This is a genomic window from Stenotrophomonas sp. STEN083 (assembly GCF_056759195.1).
Map to the genome: position 1 here is coordinate 39256 of NZ_JBRRCU010000015.1, position 17127 is coordinate 56382.

Below are 17127 nucleotides of genomic sequence, written 5' to 3' on the forward strand. Positions count from 1 at the left end.
AGCAAGATCCCCTGTTCAGGCGAAGCTGCCAGCGTGAACACGTGTCAGCGCCGGCTTGACATGCTTAGCTTTGCGCGCACACCGACGGCATGTCCCATGGCATCGCCGCTGCCGCCAATCGCCGGGAGAATCAAAATGCTCACGCGCACGCTTTTCATCACCGCAGCCAGCATTGCGTTGACCGGATCTGCAGGTCTCACGCAGGCGGCAACCCAGACCGCACAGTTCCAGGTTCGCATCGTCATCACCGAGTCCTGCGACATCCAGACCGTCGCCGCTGGCGACATCGACTTTGGCAGCCTGGCCCGCGCCACCGGCACTCCGGTTGAAGCGCAAGGCACACTTGAGGTGAACTGCACCAACGGCACCCCTTACACCATCGGCATGAATCCTGGCGCCAATGCCACCAGCACCACCGCTGCCGCCGACAACCGGCGCATGAGCGATGGCGCCAACAATTTCGTTGCCTATGGGCTGTACCGCGATGCCGGGCGGCTGAATTTCTGGGGTGAGGTGATCGGTACCGACACTCTGGCCGGCACCGGTACTGCCAGTGCCCAGACCATTCCGGTCTATGGCCGCGTACCTTCCACCGATGCGCCAGCCGGCAGCTATGGCGACACGGTGATTGCCACGATCACCTACTGAGCCCCGGCCTGATGCATCTGCACCATGGGCGTCCATCCAATATGGCGCCACGTACCTCAAGGTGGACCATGTGGGCTGTGTTGTTGGTGGCGCCACTGGCCTGCGCCGGCAATCTGCAAGTCTCGCCCATCCTGATCGAGTTCAGCGATGACGCACAGGCACAGGCGCTGTGGCTGGAGAACACCGGCGACAATCCCTTGCACGCGCAGGTGCGGGTACAGCGCTGGACCCAGAGCAGCACGAACGATGTGCTTGAGCCTTCGCAGATGCTGCTGGCACGCCCGGCCATCGTCCAGATCGGCGCTGGCCAGCGGCAATTGGTGCGCATACTGCGGGCGCTACCGTCACCAGCGCCCGGCGTACAGGAACAGGCCTATCGCCTGCTGGTGGATGAGCTGCCCGGTGTCCAGGCCAAGCCTGCCCAGGGCTTGAATTTTCTGCTGCGCTACTCCATCCCGGCATTCGTACTGCCCGCTGGCGCGCTGCCGCGCGAGCGGGCAACCAGGGCCGCGGTTGATACCGCCGAACTGCGTGCCAACTGGCGGGTGGAGGCCGGCTTACTGACCCTGAAGGTGCACAACGCAGGTGCCCAGCGGGTGCGCCTGAGCCAGCTGCGCTGGCTGCCTGAGAGCGGCCCACCGATCGAGCTGACGCCTGGCCTGCTGGGCTATGTGCTCGCGGGCCAACACATGCAATGGACCGTGCAGCTACCAACTCCTTTCCCCCTCACCGGCACTTTGCAGGCCAGGCTGAACGATGCCGCCATCCCGCAGCCGCTACCCTCTGTTGACCTTTGACCTGGCAATGCTCATGGCGAGCAGTTCCTCAATTTGCGCTGCCTCACTTGTCCACACGGATGCAGCACCTACGGCCGTTATCGAACAACAGCAGGAACTGTATCTGGAAGTGCAGATCAATCAGAGCAAGGCCAGCCAACTTGCGCGTTTCGTTGTTTCCGGGCCACATCTGTCTACCAGCGCAGCAACCTTGTTGGAACTCGGCCTGAGCCTGCCCGCAGGCGTCACCAGCGACCAGCCATCCGTTGACCTTGCGCAACTGGCCGACATAGAGATCGACTACGACGCAGCCAATCAGCGCCTCGCACTGCAGGCCCCACTGACAGCATTGAATCGCCCGCTTGCCCACCTGAGCATTGCAACCACACCCACCACGCTTGCAGTCAGCGACAGCAGCCCCGGACTCCTGCTCAACTACGACCTGCATGCGCAACAACAAAATGGCTTCCGCAGCGCCAGCGGCTTCACCGAACTGCGCCTGTTCGGTGCGGGGCCCGGCATCTGGTCCAGCACCCAAAGCACCCGCCTGGACTCTGGCAGCGGCAATCCGCGCGGCAAAAACACCCGTCTGGACAGCCGCTGGCAGCTGGACCTGCCCGGCCCGATGCTCAGCCTCAGCGTGGGCGACAACATAACCGGCTCGCTTGATTGGTCGCGCGCCACCCGCATCGGCGGCATACACCTGTCACGCAACTTTTCGCTGCAGCCCTACCGGGTGACCACGCCCCTTGCCTCCTTCACTGGTGACGCCGTGCTGCCGTCGACGGTTGACCTGTACATCAACGGCATCCGCCAGGCCAGCCGCAACGTGCAACCCGGGCAGTTCCAGTTGGATACCGCACCCGCCCTCAATGGCAGCGGCCAGGCACAGCTGCTGCTGACCGACATCAACGGCCAGCAACGCATGTTGGAATTTTCGTTGTACGGGGCGCCAAAACTGCTGCAGACGGGACTTACGGACTGGTCGCTGGATATCGGCGTGTTGCGCCAGGACTACGGCCTGCGCTCCTTCGCCTATGGCGGCAGGCCGATGGCCAGCGGCAGTGTGCGCTACGGCCTGTACAACCAACTGACCATCGAAGCACATGCAGAACTCAGTACGGACCTGCAACTGGCCGGCATCGGCGCGGTTGGCCTACTCGGAAAGCGCGCCGGGATACTGAGCAGCTCTTTCACCAGTAGTCGCGCTGGCGCGCTGCAGGGCCGCCAGCAGACGCTCGGCTATCAATGGAACGCGGGCGGCTTCAGTGTCTCAGCCAGCACCCAGCGACGCAGTGCGGGCTTCAGCGATACGGCTGCGTTTCTCGCCAATGCCCCCTTGCCGCGACGCACCGAGCAGTTTTTTGTGGGCATGGGCAATACTCACAACGGCCAGTTCAGTCTCAGCTATGTTTCCCAGAACTACCCCGGCCAGGCGCGCACGCGCCGGGCCGGCCTGGGCTGGTCACGCAATCTGCGCGGCAATGCTTGGCTCAGCGCGCAGTTCCAGCACGATCTGGACAACCGCCAGATGGACAGCGCCAACCTCTATTTTTCGCTGCCCTTGGGCAGCCTTACCCAGCTCAGCAGCTCGCTGCGCCACGGCACTGATGGCAAGGCGCTCTCACTGGAGGCAAATCGCAGCTTGCCAATGGATGCTGGCGGCTGGGGCTGGCGCGCGCAGGCGAGCATGGGCGCGCACCGCAGCGCCAGCGCCGAGCTGCGCCATCTTGGCGATGCCGGCCAATGGCGCATCGGCATGGATTACAGCGCCATCGGCGGCACGTTTGTCTATGCCGATACCAACGGCAGCGCCGTGTGGTTTGGCCAGGGCGTGCACCTCCTGCGGCAGGTTGATGACGCCTTCGCCCTGGTCTCCACCAATGGCGTGGCTCAGGTCCCGGTGCGACTGGAAAACCGCTTGATCGGCAACACCGACGCGCGCGGTCAATTGCTGGTGACACCGCTGCGCGCGTGGCAGCGCAACCTGATCAGTATCGACACCTTGGACCTGCCGATGGACATGCGGCTGGATGCCCCACAACGGCAGGTAGTGCCCGCATCCGGCAGCGGTGCTCGCGTGGACTTCAAACTTCAGCTCAGCCACCCGATGCGCTTGCAGGTACGCGGCGCGGACGGCAAGTGGCTGGGCACCGGCAGCACGGTCATCGTCGAACTTGGCGGCCAGACCGTCGCAACTACCATCGTTGGCCATGAGGGCGAGGTGTATTTGCAGGACTCGCCCCTCGGAGCGCTGCTGCACATCACAACCGACGACGGCACCGATTGCGTGATCACACTCCCTATCGCTGCATACCAAGTCGCGCCTGGCGACACCATGGTGCAGCAGTGCCCACCATGACCCCAACCATCAAACCGCCGCAGCGATGCCTGCACATCACCCGACAACTGATCATGCTGCTACTGCTTGCGTGGCCAGCAGCTTCGGTCTGGGCACAAAGCTGCCAGGTGACCCGTAGTCCAAGCATTGATTTCGGCAATGTCTCGCTCACCGCCAACACCACCGCGACCGCCTCCCTCGTCGTCACCTGCCAAGGCCCGCCGGTGTTCGGCACCCAGATAACTGCCTGCATCTTTCCGGGCGAGGGCCTTCCCGCTGGCGTCGCCCCCCGGCGTTTGACCAACAACGCTGGCGCCCTGATGAATTACGACCTGTATTCAAACCCGGCCATGACCCAGCTGCTCGGTGCCTTTGGCGGCAGCCAGCCGGTCTATGCCATCTCCGTCCAGGTAGGGGGGCTAAGCCAACAACAGATCACCTTCAACATCTATGCCCGCGTCCCCGCCGGCCAAGTACTGCCGGCCGCCTACCTGTATGAGAACTTCATTGGAAACTCGATCCTGCGCTATAGCTACGGCTCCCAGCTGCTCCCAGCCCCCACCCCCGAGAATTGCCGCGATGGCACCTTTCCGTTGCTGGGCGGCGCCGGTCAGCAACAGTTCCTGTTTGGCTCCGTGGCTGCCCGCGTCCCCGATGCTTGCCTGATCAGTATCGCTTCCGATATGGACTTCGGCAGCACCAGTCGGCTGGATGTCCCACTTGACCAGGCGTCGCTGATCCGGATGCGCTGTGCAACCGATGTCGAATGGACCATGACCCTGAACAACGGCGAAAACGCCGCCAACGGCCAACGGCGGTTGGCCTCAAATGGCAATTTCCTGTCTTACGAGTTGTATCGCGACCCGGCGCTGCTTGTCCCCTGGGGCGACACCCCAGCCACCGGCGCCAGTGATGTTGGTGAAAACGAGGACGTATCGTTCACGGTATACGGCCGGGTATTCCCACAGCTGGCTCCCATCCCAGGCAGTTACAGCGACACGATCACAGTCACACTTACCTACTAAGGCGGCCAGAATCGCCGGCCGACCGGGCAAATTGCGCCCAGCCCAGCCAAGGGCTATACTTCGCCGGCTTTTTCGGGCTCTTGTCCTTTGAAGCGCGCTGACACCGGGCGTCAACCGGTGAATCCTCACCTGTCGCCCCCATCCGTGCCGGGGTGCCCTGTTTTACAGGGTTCGGCCACGGAGGCAACAGGGAAGCCCAACCCCGGAACTGTTTGCGCGCTCTATATATAGAAGCCGCGCATCGCAGCATGACCCCCAACAAACCGGTCGCGCGCGGTGTCAGTTCCACCATCAGGAGTTTTGCAATGCCCCAGATCACCATGCGTCAGATGTTGGAAGCCGGCGTCCATTTCGGCCACCAGACCCGTTACTGGAACCCGAAAATGGGCCAGTACATCTTTGGCGCCCGCGGCAAGATCCACATCATCAACCTGGAAAAGACCGTCCCGCTGTTCAACGATGCGATGAACTTCATCTCCTCGATTGCACAGAAGCGCGGCACCATCCTGTTCCTGGGCACCAAGCGCAGCGCACGCGAATCCATCAAGGAAGAAGCAGAGCGTTGCGGCATGCCGTTCATGAACCAGCGCTGGCTGGGCGGCACCCTGACCAACTTCGCCACCGTGAAGAAGTCGGTTGCTCGCCTGAAGGAACTGGAAGCCGGTGAAACCGACGGCAGCTTCGACAAGCTCGTCAAGCACGAAGTGCTGGGCCTGCGCCGTGAGCGCGACAAGTTGGAAGCCTCGCTGGGCGGCATCAAGGAAATGAACCGCCTGCCCGACGCCATCTTCGTCATCGACATCGGCCACGAAGACATCGCCATCAAGGAAGCCAAGAAGCTCGGCATTCCGGTGATCGCTGTGGTTGACACCAACTACAACCCGGAACTGGTTGATTACGCCATCCCGGGCAACGACGACGCCATCCGCGCTGTGCAGCTGTACGCTCGCGCCGCTGCTGACGCCGTGCTGGAAGGCAAGGCCGCTACTCCGAACGCCGCCAACGTGCGCGAAGAAGAGTTCGCTGACGCCGCTGCTGGCGAAGAAGCCAAGCCGGCTCGCCGCGCTCCGGCCAAGAAGGCTGCCGCCGCGAAGGGCGACGAAGCTTCGGCCTGATCCACCCCGGGGGGCGCGCGGCGTGGGCCCCCCGCCCCCCCCCGCCCCCCCCCCCCCCCCCCCCCCCCCCCGCCCCCCCCCCGCCCCCCCCCCCCCCCCCCCGCCCCCCCCCCCCCCCCCCCCCCCCCCCCCGCCCCTGTACCGGCACCAATGGCGCCGAGCACTGACAGGGCTGCGTAACAACGGCCGGCCATCATGGCCGGCCTACCCCTTTCTATTGATGAGGTAATTCCATGGAAATCACTGCTTCCCTGGTCAAGGAACTGCGCGAGCGCACTGGCGCCGGCATGATGGAGTGCAAGCGCGCTCTGTCCGAGACCAATGGCGACATCGACGCAGCGGCTGAAGCCCTGCGCAAGTCCGGCGCTGCCAAGGCCGACAAGAAGTCCGACCGCGTCACCGCTGAAGGCCGCGTTGGCGTTGCCAGCGAAGGTGGCAAGGCCGTGCTGGTCGAAGTGAACTCGGAAACCGATTTCGTTGCCAACGACGTCAACTTCAAGGCGTTCGTCGACGCCGTCGCCGCTGCCGCCCTGGCTTCTGGCGCCGCCGACGTTGAAGCCCTGAAGTCGGTCAAGCTGGCCAGCGGCGAAACCGTTGAAGAAACCCGCGCCACCGCGATCCAGAAGTTGGGTGAAAACATCCAGATCCGTCGCCTGGTCAAGATTGACGGCGCCAACACCGTTGGCACCTACGTGCACAGCAACGGCAAGATCGGCGTACTGGTTGAACTGGCTGGCGGCAACGCCGAGCTGGCTTCGGGCCTGGCAATGCACGTGGCCGCGATGAACCCGCCGCACAACAAGGCTGCCGACGTTCCGGCCGACTTCGTTGCAAAGGAAAAGGAAATCGAGCTGGCCAAGATGAGCGAAAAGGAAAAGGCCAAGCCGGCTGAAATCCTTGAGAAGATCATCAGCGGCAAGATCAACAAGATCATCAGCGAAGTGACCCTGTACGGCCAGAACTACGTTCTGGACGGCGACAAGACCGTTGAGCAGGCCGTCAAGGCCGCTGGCGGCGACGTCGTCGGCTTCCAGCGCCTGGCCGTTGGCGAAGGCATCGAGAAGGTGGTGGAAGACTACGCCGCCGAAGTTGCCAAGGCGATGCAGGTCTAAGCACCCGCCGCCCGCAACATCCGAAAAAGCCGCGGATTTCCGCGGCTTTTTCTTTGCCGCAAAGTACCCGCGACACCACACTCCCGGCACTGGACTGCAACAGCCCGTCTTTGCTTAAGGCATCCTGTATGCTTGCGCCACTGCCGCCTGCTTCCTTGACATGTCCCCCGAGCTCACTGCAGCCCTGTCCCTCTGCCGCAACCTACCCTCGCCACCGGCCATCGCTGTCCGTTTGATTGAGCTTGCGCAGGATCCGGAAACCGACATCGCCAGCGCCGCCGACGTGATCGCACTGGATATGGGCTTGAGCGCACGCATGATGCGCATCGCCAATTCGCCGCTGTACGCCAGTCGCCGCCGCATTGAAAATCTGGGCCAGGCATTGACCATGCTGGGCCTCAACGCCACCTTGCAGCTGGCCCTGGGCTTCAGCCTGTCACGCGCACTGCGCGAAGACGAAGATCACGCCCAGCTGCTGCAAGCGGTCTGGCGACGCAGCATCCTCAGCGCCCTGGCCGCCCGCTACCTCGGACTGGCCCGCAACGTGCGCCGCGTGGAAGAATTGATGCTGGCCGGCCTGCTGCAGGACATCGGCATCCTCGCCCTGTTGCAGCTGCGCAGCGACAATTACCCGGGCCTGCTTGCCGGCGCCGGCAGCAATGACGAACTGCTCGCTCACGAACGCGCCATATTCGACTGCAGCCACGCCGACGTTGGCGCCGAGTTGTGCGAGCAATGGGGCTTGCCGCCTTACCTGGTCGACGCCATAAGGCATAGCGAAGCGCCGGCCGAACCGACCGATCTGTTCGGCCGCTGTGTTGCCCTGTCAGGCAGCATTGCCGAGATCTGGCTGAGCAAGGACACCGACCAGGCCCGCGACACCGCTTTGCGTCTGGTGCATGCACAGCTGGAAATGGACAGCAGTCAGTTCGAACTGGTACTGCAACAGGTCAGCCAGATGCTGCCGGAGATCAGCACGCTGTTCGACGTGCCAGTGCCCTCACCCGCGCGCATCACCTACCTGCTCGATCACGCCGCCGAATTAATGGCCCTGCGCAATCTGCGCGAACTGCAGGACGCTGGCGCCGCCAAGCGACGCGCCGATGACTTCGAGCAGCAAGCGCGACGCCTGACCGAACAGGCACACCTGGATGCGCTCACCGGCCTGTTGAACCGGCGCCAGCTGGAAGTGGTACTGGCGCAGGAATTCGACCGTGCTGGCCGTGCCGACCGCCCGTTGTCGGTGGCCTTCATCGACCTGGACGATTTCAAGAAGATCAACGACCAGCACGGCCATCTGGTCGGCGACCAGGTATTGCAGGCGTTCGCCAGCCAGTTGCAGGGTCAGCTGCGCGGCAGCGATACCGTGGCCCGCTTCGGCGGCGAAGAGTTCGTGGTGTTGTTCCCCGGCACCAACGAGCAGACCGCGCTGGAGGTGATACGCCGCGTGCTTGGCGCCATCACCCAGGCCCCGATCGTCACCGTGGCGGACATGCCGCTGCATGTGACCTTCTCGGCCGGCGTCGCCACCCATGGCGCGTATGAGCGCTTCACTGACATGCGCGACCTGCTCAAGGCCGCCGATGACGTGCTGTACCGCTCCAAGAACCTTGGCCGCAACCGGGTAATCGCCCGCGCACCGGACCCCCACCCCACCGCCTGCTGAACCAGATTGCGATTGACCGGCAATTTGTCGCTGCATTGCAACAATAGATGTCACCTGAAACTGCGGCATCCGTTAGAATCCCCCGCGTTTTCCAGCCATCTGAGGTCACCATGTCCAAGCTCGCCTACCGCCGCATCCTGTTGAAACTTTCCGGGGAGGCGCTGATGGGAGACGAGGACTACGGCATCGACCCCAAGGTCATCAACCGTCTGGCCCACGAAGTCATCGAGGCCCAGAGCGCCGGCGTTGAAATCGCACTGGTGGTTGGCGGCGGCAACATCTTCCGCGGCGCCGGCCTGGCCGCAGGCGGCATGGACCGCGTCACCGGCGACCACATGGGCATGCTGGCAACGGTCATCAACGCCCTCGCCATGCAGGACGCGCTTGAAAAGGCCGGCGGCAAGGCCCGGGTGATGAGCGCGATCAAGATCAACGACGTGTGCGAGGACTACATCCGCCGCCGCGCCATCCGTCACCTTGAAAAGGGCCGCCTGGTGATCTTCGCCGCCGGCACCGGCAATCCATTCTTCACCACCGATTCGGGCGCCGCACTGCGCGCGATCGAGATCGGCGCCGACCTGCTGCTCAAGGCCACCAAGGTCGACGGCGTCTACGACAAGGACCCCAACAAGCACGCCGATGCGGTCCGTTACGAGAGCCTGAGCTACGACCAGGTCATCAGCCAGGGCCTGGAAGTCATGGACACGGCCGCCTTTGCCTTGGCCCGCGACAGCGACCTGCCGCTGCGCGTTTTCGACATGAGCCAGCCCGGCGAACTACTGAAAATCCTGCACGGCGAGCATATCGGCACCCTGGTCCACGGCCGCGACGCACACTAACCCACGCCGCCGGCGCGGTGGGCAGGGGTAATCGCCTATAATCGGCCGGTTCTAGAAACATCCAGGATTCGGCCGATGATCAACGATATCAAGCAAGATGCGCAGGCGCGCATGACCAAGAGCATTGATGCTCTGCGCCATACCCTTACCACCATCCGCACGGGCCGCGCTTCGCCGGCCCTGCTGGAAGGCATCAAGGTCAAAGCCTACGGGACCGACACCCCCTTGAATCAGGTGGCCAGCATCAGCGTGTCCGAAGGACGCTCGCTGGTGATCACCCTGTTCGACAAGAACATGATCAAGGAAGTGGAGAAGGCCATTTACGCCTCCGACATCGGCATCACCCCCACCACCATGGGTACCGTGATCCGCCTGAACCTGCCGCCGCTCACCGAAGAGCGCCGCAAGGAACTGGCCAAGTCGGTTAGCAAGGAAGGCGAAGAAACCAAGATCGCCATCCGCAACATTCGCCGTGATGCCAACCAGGAAGTAGCCAAGCTGCTCAAGGACAAGGCGATCACCGAGGATGACGATCGCCGCAGCCAGGAAGACATCCAGAAGCTGACCGACAAGGCGATCAAGGACGTCGACGAAGTGGTCAAGCTCAAAGAACAGGAACTGATGGCGGTCTGAGGCGTGCCCTCCGTCCTGCACGACGACACCGCTGCCCCGGCATTGCCGGGGCACATTGCCATCATCATGGATGGCAATGGCCGTTGGGCGCAGCAACGCCGGCGGCCGCGCATGATCGGCCACCGTGCCGGCGCGCGCGCGGTCAACCGCAGCATCGACTTCTGCCTTGAACGCGGCATCGGCGCACTGACCCTGTTCGCGTTTTCCAGTGAAAACTGGGGCCGCCCGCAGGAAGAAGTCGACTCGCTGATGAAGCTGTTCCTCGGTGCGCTGGACCGCGAAGTGGATGAACTCCACCGCCGCGGCGTGCGCGTGCGCTTCATCGGTGACCGCAGCCGCTTTGCCGGGAGCATCGTCCAGCGCATGGACAAGGCCGAGCAACGCACCATCGGCAATACCGCGATGACCCTGAGCATCGCCGCCAGTTACGGCGGCCGCCAGGATATCGCGCTGGCTGCACGCGCCCTGGCCGAACAGGTTGCCGCCGGCACCCTGCGCCCCGAGCAGATCGACGAGCAGGCCCTGGGCCAGCACGTAGCGCTGGCCGACATGGCACCGCCAGACCTGTTCATCCGCACCGGTGGCGACACCCGCATCAGCAACTTCCTGTTGTGGCAGCTGGCCTACAGCGAGCTGTGGTTCACTGACGTGCTGTGGCCGGATGTCGATGCGGCCGTCCTTCAACTGGCACTGGATGACTATGCAAGGCGTGAGCGCCGCTTTGGTCTGACCAGCGCCCAGATTGCCGCCGCTGCGGCAGCGAGCGCACATTCATGACAAAGACCCGTGTGATTGCAGCGCTGATCATGGCCCCGGTGGCGATCTGCGCAATCCTGTTCCTGCCCAGCCAATGGTTGGCCGCCGCTGCCGCGTTGGTGTTCCTGATCGGCCTGTGGGAATGGCTCAAGCTCACCGGTGTGGTTGGCCTGCCGCGTACCGTGCTGGTGGCGCTGAACCTATTGCTTATGGTGCTGCTGGTATGGGCCTCGGACGGCAGCATGGTGCTGTTCCAACTGGCGGCACTGGTCGGCGTCGGCTTCTGGCTGTTGGCGTTGCTATGGCTGCGCTTCTTCGACTTTGGCGCGCACGAGGAAAGCAGCGCGCGCATGTTGAAGCTCGCCGCCAGCAGCCTGGCGATCATTCCCGCCTGGGCTTCGCTGGTATTGATTCATGCCGGAACCAACGGCCACCTGTGGTTGTTGACCGCGCTGTCGCTGGTCTGGGCGGCCGATTCCGGTGCCTATTTCGCTGGCCGCACCTTTGGCAAGCACAAGCTGGCGCCGCGCATCAGCCCCAACAAGACCATTGAAGGCCTGCTTGGCGGCCTGGTCGCCGGCCTGGTCACCGCCGGCGTATTTGGCTGGTTTGCCGGCGTGCAGACCTCACAGTTCGGCTGGCTGATGCTGGTCACCGCGGTCGCCGTGCTGGCCTCGGTACTCGGCGATCTGTTTGAGAGCCTGCTAAAACGGCATGCCGGCGCCAAGGACTCGGGGCATATCATTCCCGGCCACGGCGGCGTGCTGGATCGCATTGATGGCGTATTGGCCGCCCTGCCGGTGTTCGCACTGGGCAAGGAAATCTTCGGTTTCTGAGCATGTCCACCTCATCTATACGTCAGGTCGCCATCCTTGGCGCCACCGGCTCCATCGGCACCTCGGCGCTGGATGTGATGGCCCGCCATCCCCAGCAGATGCGCGCCAGCGTGCTGGCCGCGGGCAGCAATGTGGATGCATTGATAGCACTGTGCCGGCAACACCGCCCGGATCACGCCGCCATTGCCGACCCGGCGCTGTTCACATGCCTGCGTGACGGCCTGCAAGACGCCGGACTGGCGACCGAAGCGCATGCCGGCCATCAAGCCATCGATGCATTGGCTGCCAGCGACTGCTGCGATACCGTCGTGGCCGCCATTGTTGGTGCCGCCGGACTGTCCTCGACGCTCGCCGCCGCCCGCGCCGGCAAGCGCTTGCTGCTGGCCAACAAGGAATCGCTGGTCCTGGCCGGTGAGCTGCTGACCCGCGAGGCGGCCAACGCCGGCGCCGAGATCATCCCGATCGACAGCGAGCACAACGCCATCTTCCAATGCCTGCGCTCGCGCGATGCGCGACTGGAAGCCGGTGTCCGCCGCATCATCCTGACCGCCTCCGGTGGCCCGTTCCGCGGCCGCAGCCGTACCGAACTGGAAACGGTGACCGTGGCACAGGCCGTTGCCCACCCAAAGTGGTCGATGGGCCCGAAGATATCGGTCGATTCAGCGACGTTGATGAACAAAGGTCTCGAAGTCATCGAGGCCCATCATCTCTTCAACGTGCCCGGCGCGCGCATCGACGTGCTGGTCCATCCGCAGAGCCTGGTGCATTCGCTGGTCGAGTTCATCGACGGCTCAACCCTGGCCCAACTCGGCCTGCCGGACATGCGCACCACCTTGGCCGTTGGCCTTGGCTGGCCGCAACGCATCGAATCAGGCGTTGGCGGGCTGAATCTGTTGACCCAGGGCCGGCTGGATTTCGAGGCACCGGACATGGACGCCTTCCCCTGCCTGCGTCTGGCCTGGCAGGCGATGGAGGCCGGCGGCAGCGCCCCGGCCATCCTGAACGCCGCCAACGAAGTGGCAGTTTCAGCGTTTCTTCAGGGCCGCATAGGCTTTCTGTCGATTCCGGCACTGGTCGAGCACACCCTCTCTACCCTGCCTTACGCGGCGGCCGATACACTGGACGCCCTGTTGGCAGCTGATACCCAGGCCCGCCATATCACCGAAACCGCCATCGCCCGCCTGCCGAATGTCTGATTCCACCTTACAACCGAGCTGTGCCCATGGCTGATTTCCTGGGGTCCGTGTGGTGGATGATCGTCAGCCTCGGCGTGCTGGTGACGTTTCATGAATTCGGCCATTACTGGGTTGCCCGCCGCTGCGGGGTAAAGGTGCTGCGCTTCTCGGTGGGCTTCGGCAAGCCACTGTGGAGCCGCCGCAACCGCAACGGTACCGAGTTCGCCATCGCCGCCATCCCGCTGGGTGGCTACGTGAAGATGCTGGACGAGCGTGAGGTCGAAGTCCCGGCCGCTGAACGCGCCGTCGCCTTCAACAACAAGACCGTCTGGCAGCGCATCGCCATTGTCGCCGCCGGCCCTGCTGCCAATCTGATCCTGTGCATCGCCCTGCTCTGGGCGATGTTCGTGATCGGCCGCCAGGACTATTCAGCCACCATCGGCCGCACCACCGGCATGGCAGCCCAAGCCGGCTTTGTCGCCGGTGACCGCATCCTCGCCGTCGAAGACCGCAACGTCGACACCTGGGCCGAGGCCAGCATGGCCTTCACCACCGCTGCCATGGACCGCCAGGATGCCCACGTGCGCGTCCGCGACAACCTCGACAATGAGCGCACCCGGGTGCTGCCGCTGTCGCAGCTGCCGGCGGGTTTTGATGAACGTCAGGTGCCTGCACAGGCCGGCTTCATCTGGCAGTTCTGGTTGCAACCGGCCCAGGTTGACTCGGTTTCGGCCGACTCGGCTGCCACCGGCCTGCTGCAGCCGGGCGACCTGATCCTGGCCGTGGACGGCCAGCGCGTGGACAGTGCCGACCAGGTTACGCCGTTGATCCAGCAGCTTGGTCAGCGCGGAGGCCCGGGCATGGTCGAGGTCGAGCGCAACGGTGAACGGCTGGCGCTGGAGCTGACGCCGCAGGCCGGCCAAGGCCCGGATGGCAAGCCGCGCTGGCTGATCGGGGTCGGTTTTGCCACCAACCAGGCCCCCGCTTACGACGCACGCCAGCAATACGGCGTGCTGGCTGCGCTGCCCGCTGCAGTGCGCGAAACAGGCAAATTGGCAGCAGATTCGCTGGGCATGATGCGCCGCATGCTGACCGGCCACGCCTCGGTAAAGAACATTTCCGGGCCCATCACCATCGCCCGCGTCGCCAACGCCTCGGCTGAACGCGGGCTGGATTGGTTCCTGTATTTCCTGGCTTTGCTGTCGCTGAGCCTGTGCATCATCAACCTGTTGCCCATCCCCATCTTGGACGGCGGGCATCTGCTGTATTACCTTATCGAGTTGGTCAAGGGCAGCCCGCTTAGCGAGCGTGCCATGGCTGCCGGCCAATTCATCGGTCTGGCGCTGCTGGCCGGGCTGATGGGACTGGCGTTCTACAACGACATCCTCAGCTTGGTTCCGCGATGAACTTTTTCCCGTTGTCGTCGTCTTACGCCGGCACCCACGCATTATCGAAATCGACTCCAACCGGACGTGATATGACGCGACTTCCCAATCGCCGCTTGCTGGCCCTCGCACTTGCCGCTGGTCTGGCCCTGCCTGTGCTCGCACAGGCAGCCGAGCCCTTTACCGCCAGCGACATCCGCGTGGACGGCCTGCAGCGCATTTCCTCCGGCACCGTGTTCACCTACCTGCCGGTGGAACGCGGCGACGTGGTTGATGACGCCAAGACCGGCGACACCATCCGCGCCCTGTACAAGACCGGCTTCTTCGAAGACGTGCAGCTGGACCGCCAGGGCGACATTTTGGTTGTCACCGTCAAGGAGCGCCCGGCGATCAACAAGTTGACCGTCACCGGCAACAAGGACATCAAGAGCGAGCAGCTGCTCAAGGGCCTGAGCGACATCGGCCTGAGCGAAGGCGGCACTTTTGACCGCCTGAGCCTGGACCGCGTGACCCAGGAACTGCGCAGGCAGTACAACGACCGCGGCAAATACAATGTGGAAATCACCCCGACGGTGAGCCCGCTGGACCGCAACCGCGTCGACGTTGCCATTGCCGTCAAGGAAGGCAAGGCAGCCAAGATCCGCCACGTCAACCTGATCGGCACCGAGAAGTTCCCGGCCGAGGACATCCTGGACATGTGGGAATCCAAGGAGCACAACTGGGCCTCGTGGTACCGCCGCGATGACCAGTACTCCAAGGAAAAACTGTCCGGCGACCTGGAAAAGCTCAACTCCTGGTACCTGGACCGCGGCTACGTCGATTTCAGCATCGACTCCACCCAGGTCTCGATCAGCCCGGACAAGCGCGACATGTTCGTCACCGCCGGCGTGACCGAGGGTGAGCAATACAAGATTTCCGAGATCAAGGTCACCGGCGACACCATCCTGCCGCAGGAAGACGTTGAGAAGATGGTCATCCAGAAGAGCGGCGATACCTTCTCGCGCGCCCTGCTGGAGTTCAGCGCTGATGGCATCACCAACAGCCTGTCCAACGTTGGCTACGCCTTTGCCAAGGTCAACCCGATCCCGACCAGCAACCGCGCCGAACGTACCGTGGCGGTGAACATGCAGGTGGTGCCGGGCCCGCGCGTGGCCGTGCGCCGCATCGTGTTCAAGGGCAACTCGCGCACCAGCGACGAGGTCTTGCGCCGTGAAATGCGCCAGTTCGAGAACAGCTGGTATTCCCAGGCTGCAATCGACCGCTCCAAGATCCGTCTGCAGCGCCTTGGCTATTTCGAGTCGGTCGACGTCGAGACGCAGCCGGTTACCGGCAGCAACGACCAGGTGGACGTGGTCTACAACGTCAAGGAAACCACTTCGGGCAGCTTCGTGTTCGGCTTGGGCTATTCGCAGTCCTATGGCATGACCACCTCGGTGCAGCTGTCGCAGAACAACTTCCTCGGCGGCGGCAACCGCGTGTCGGTTGAAGCATCGCGCAGCAGCTACCTGCAGCGCTATGGTTTCAGCTACACCAATCCCTACTTCACCGACGACGGCGTCTCGCTGGGTTACAACCTGTCCTGGCGCGAGCTCGATTACTCTGACTTCAACACCGCGCAGTACAACAGCACCAACGGTTCGGCGCAGGTGGTGTTCGGCATTCCGATCACCGAGAACGATGCGTTCTCGCTGATGTTCGGTATCGACAGCAACCAGATCACCACCTATCAGGGTTACACCCCGAAGGCGATCATCGATTACATCGATGCGGTCGGCACGCGCACCTTCCATTCCTGGCGTTCGGAGCTGGGCTGGGCACGCGACACCCGTAACGACTACTTCATGCCGACCCGCGGCACCTACCAGCGCCTCGGCCTGGAGACCACCTTGCCGGGCTCGACCGTTGAGTACTACAAGCTCAGCTACCAGTTCTCCAAGTACTGGCCGATCATCCCGTCACTGGTGATCAACACCCGTCTGGAACTGGGTTACGGCGACTCCTACGGCAAGGACAAGGTCCGCGATATCTGCTGGAACGACATTCCGGGCACCCCCGGCACCCCGGGAACGCCGGCCACCCCGACAACTCCGGCGGTACCAGGCACCCCCGGCACCATGGGCACCACCCAGGTGGTCGACTGCGGCAGCAACCCGACCGCCAACCACCGCCAGGTCAGGGCCAGTGGTCTGCCGTTCTTCGAGAACTTCTACGCCGGCGGCACCAACTCGGTACGTGGCTTCGAAGACAACACCCTGGGTCCGCGCTCGGAAATCATCGGCGGCTATTACAACGGCCAGCCGCTGGGTGGTTCGGTGAAGACGGTCGGCTCGATCGAAGCCTACTTCCCGAAGCTGTTCGACAGCCCGTCGGCGCGCGTCTCGGCGTTCTTCGACTTCGGCAACGTCTACAACGGCACCAGCAACTTCAAGGCCAATGAACTGCGCGCGTCGGCCGGTCTGGCCCTGCTGTGGCGCGCACCGGTCGGCCCGATCTCGATCAGTTATGCCATCCCGCTGAAGAAGGAAGAAGGCGACGAGATCGAGCGCCTGCAGTTCACCTTCGGTGGTCAGTTCTGACGAACTGACCCGCTGACCCGGGGTGAAGCCCCGGGTACCGAATGTCATGTCACAGGCATGACATTCGGGCGCGCTTCGGTCCACCGATTCCCCGCGCCTTTCAGCGCGCCCCCTTTACAAACGGGGGCTCTACACCAGAATTACTGCCTCAAGCTGCCCCGGGAAGCGATACAGTCCCGGGGTTTGCTTTTAAGGGCTTTGCACGTGCAGGTTGTGGAAAGGCATCCCGCCCACCGCGGCCATG

Annotated in this window: 14 protein-coding genes; all 14 read left to right on the plus strand. The window is 63.6% G+C overall.

From position 1 onward, the window contains the following. Positions 1-135 precede the first annotated feature (135 nt). The 14 genes from ACVOK8_RS07035 to bamA all read left to right on the plus strand — a co-directional run bounded on the left by ACVOK8_RS07035 (position 136) and on the right by bamA (position 16883). Positions 136-648 carry a Csu type fimbrial protein gene (locus tag ACVOK8_RS07035; RefSeq protein ID WP_481566203.1) on the plus strand — a complete coding sequence of 171 codons (513 nt, stop codon included), beginning with the start codon at positions 136-138 and terminating at the stop codon, positions 646-648. A gap of 68 nt (positions 649-716) precedes the next feature. Next, a complete protein-coding gene (locus ACVOK8_RS07040; RefSeq protein WP_481566204.1) occupies positions 717-1445 on the plus strand; it encodes a fimbrial biogenesis chaperone in 729 nt (242 codons plus the stop codon). 109 nt (positions 1446-1554) lie between these two features. Then, complete coding sequence (locus tag ACVOK8_RS07045; RefSeq protein WP_481566205.1) at positions 1555-3786, plus strand: fimbria/pilus outer membrane usher protein; 2232 nt, start codon at positions 1555-1557, stop codon at positions 3784-3786. Then, complete coding sequence (locus tag ACVOK8_RS07050; RefSeq protein ID WP_481566206.1) at positions 3783-4790, plus strand: Csu type fimbrial protein; 1008 nt, start codon at positions 3783-3785, stop codon at positions 4788-4790. Before ACVOK8_RS07045 ends, ACVOK8_RS07050 begins: the two co-directional genes overlap by 4 nt. Before the next feature lie 305 nt (positions 4791-5095). Beyond that, on the plus strand, positions 5096-5905 hold the full coding sequence (rpsB, locus tag ACVOK8_RS07055) for a 30S ribosomal protein S2 (protein WP_481566207.1): 810 nt from the start codon (positions 5096-5098) through the stop codon (positions 5903-5905). A 233-nt stretch (positions 5906-6138) separates the two neighbouring features. Continuing rightward, the gene (gene tsf / locus ACVOK8_RS07060; protein WP_481512703.1) at positions 6139-7017 is read left to right on the plus strand and encodes a translation elongation factor Ts; all 879 of its coding nucleotides are present in this window, start codon (positions 6139-6141) and stop codon (positions 7015-7017) included. Positions 7018-7177: 160 nt separating this feature from the next. Continuing rightward, entirely contained in the window at positions 7178-8683 is a 1506-nt protein-coding gene (locus tag ACVOK8_RS07065; protein ID WP_481566208.1) for an HDOD domain-containing protein, read from the plus strand. 110 nt (positions 8684-8793) lie between these two features. Continuing rightward, positions 8794-9522: a UMP kinase gene (pyrH, locus tag ACVOK8_RS07070; protein ID WP_481512701.1), complete on the plus strand. Its 729-nt coding sequence runs from the start codon at positions 8794-8796 to the stop codon at positions 9520-9522. Between the two features lie 75 nt (positions 9523-9597). Next, positions 9598-10155, plus strand: a complete 558-nt coding sequence (gene frr, locus ACVOK8_RS07075) for a ribosome recycling factor (RefSeq protein ID WP_481512700.1) — start codon at positions 9598-9600, stop codon at positions 10153-10155. A 3-nt stretch (positions 10156-10158) separates the two neighbouring features. Beyond that, complete coding sequence (uppS, locus tag ACVOK8_RS07080; RefSeq protein ID WP_481566209.1) at positions 10159-10932, plus strand: polyprenyl diphosphate synthase; 774 nt, start codon at positions 10159-10161, stop codon at positions 10930-10932. Further along, complete coding sequence (locus ACVOK8_RS07085; protein WP_481566210.1) at positions 10929-11747, plus strand: phosphatidate cytidylyltransferase; 819 nt, start codon at positions 10929-10931, stop codon at positions 11745-11747. The genes uppS and ACVOK8_RS07085 overlap by 4 nt, the downstream gene beginning before the upstream one ends. 2 nt (positions 11748-11749) lie before the next feature. Next, positions 11750-12943, plus strand: a complete 1194-nt coding sequence (locus ACVOK8_RS07090) for a 1-deoxy-D-xylulose-5-phosphate reductoisomerase (protein WP_481566211.1) — start codon at positions 11750-11752, stop codon at positions 12941-12943. A gap of 26 nt (positions 12944-12969) precedes the next feature. Then, positions 12970-14328, plus strand: a complete 1359-nt coding sequence (gene rseP / locus ACVOK8_RS07095; protein ID WP_481566212.1) for an RIP metalloprotease RseP — start codon at positions 12970-12972, stop codon at positions 14326-14328. Positions 14329-14399: 71 nt separating this feature from the next. Further along, positions 14400-16883: an outer membrane protein assembly factor BamA gene (gene bamA / locus ACVOK8_RS07100; protein WP_481566213.1), complete on the plus strand. Its 2484-nt coding sequence runs from the start codon at positions 14400-14402 to the stop codon at positions 16881-16883. The last annotated feature ends 244 nt before the right edge of the window (positions 16884-17127 follow it).

What these genes read in the sequence shown, in the direction of transcription:
- ACVOK8_RS07050 (WP_481566206.1), top strand. Translation starts at nt 3,783, where the DNA reads ATGACCCCAACCATCAAACCGCCGCAGCGATGCCTGCACATCACCCGA.
- rseP (WP_481566212.1), top strand. Translation starts at nt 12,970, where the DNA reads ATGGCTGATTTCCTGGGGTCCGTGTGGTGGATGATCGTCAGCCTCGGC.
- frr (WP_481512700.1), top strand. Translation starts at nt 9,598, where the DNA reads ATGATCAACGATATCAAGCAAGATGCGCAGGCGCGCATGACCAAGAGC.
- tsf (WP_481512703.1), top strand. Translation starts at nt 6,139, where the DNA reads ATGGAAATCACTGCTTCCCTGGTCAAGGAACTGCGCGAGCGCACTGGC.
- ACVOK8_RS07040 (WP_481566204.1), top strand. Translation starts at nt 717, where the DNA reads ATGTGGGCTGTGTTGTTGGTGGCGCCACTGGCCTGCGCCGGCAATCTG.
- ACVOK8_RS07090 (WP_481566211.1), top strand. Translation starts at nt 11,750, where the DNA reads ATGTCCACCTCATCTATACGTCAGGTCGCCATCCTTGGCGCCACCGGC.
- ACVOK8_RS07035 (WP_481566203.1), top strand. Translation starts at nt 136, where the DNA reads ATGCTCACGCGCACGCTTTTCATCACCGCAGCCAGCATTGCGTTGACC.
- ACVOK8_RS07085 (WP_481566210.1), top strand. Translation starts at nt 10,929, where the DNA reads ATGACAAAGACCCGTGTGATTGCAGCGCTGATCATGGCCCCGGTGGCG.
- ACVOK8_RS07065 (WP_481566208.1), top strand. Translation starts at nt 7,178, where the DNA reads ATGTCCCCCGAGCTCACTGCAGCCCTGTCCCTCTGCCGCAACCTACCC.
- bamA (WP_481566213.1), top strand. Translation starts at nt 14,400, where the DNA reads ATGACGCGACTTCCCAATCGCCGCTTGCTGGCCCTCGCACTTGCCGCT.
- pyrH (WP_481512701.1), top strand. Translation starts at nt 8,794, where the DNA reads ATGTCCAAGCTCGCCTACCGCCGCATCCTGTTGAAACTTTCCGGGGAG.
- rpsB (WP_481566207.1), top strand. Translation starts at nt 5,096, where the DNA reads ATGCCCCAGATCACCATGCGTCAGATGTTGGAAGCCGGCGTCCATTTC.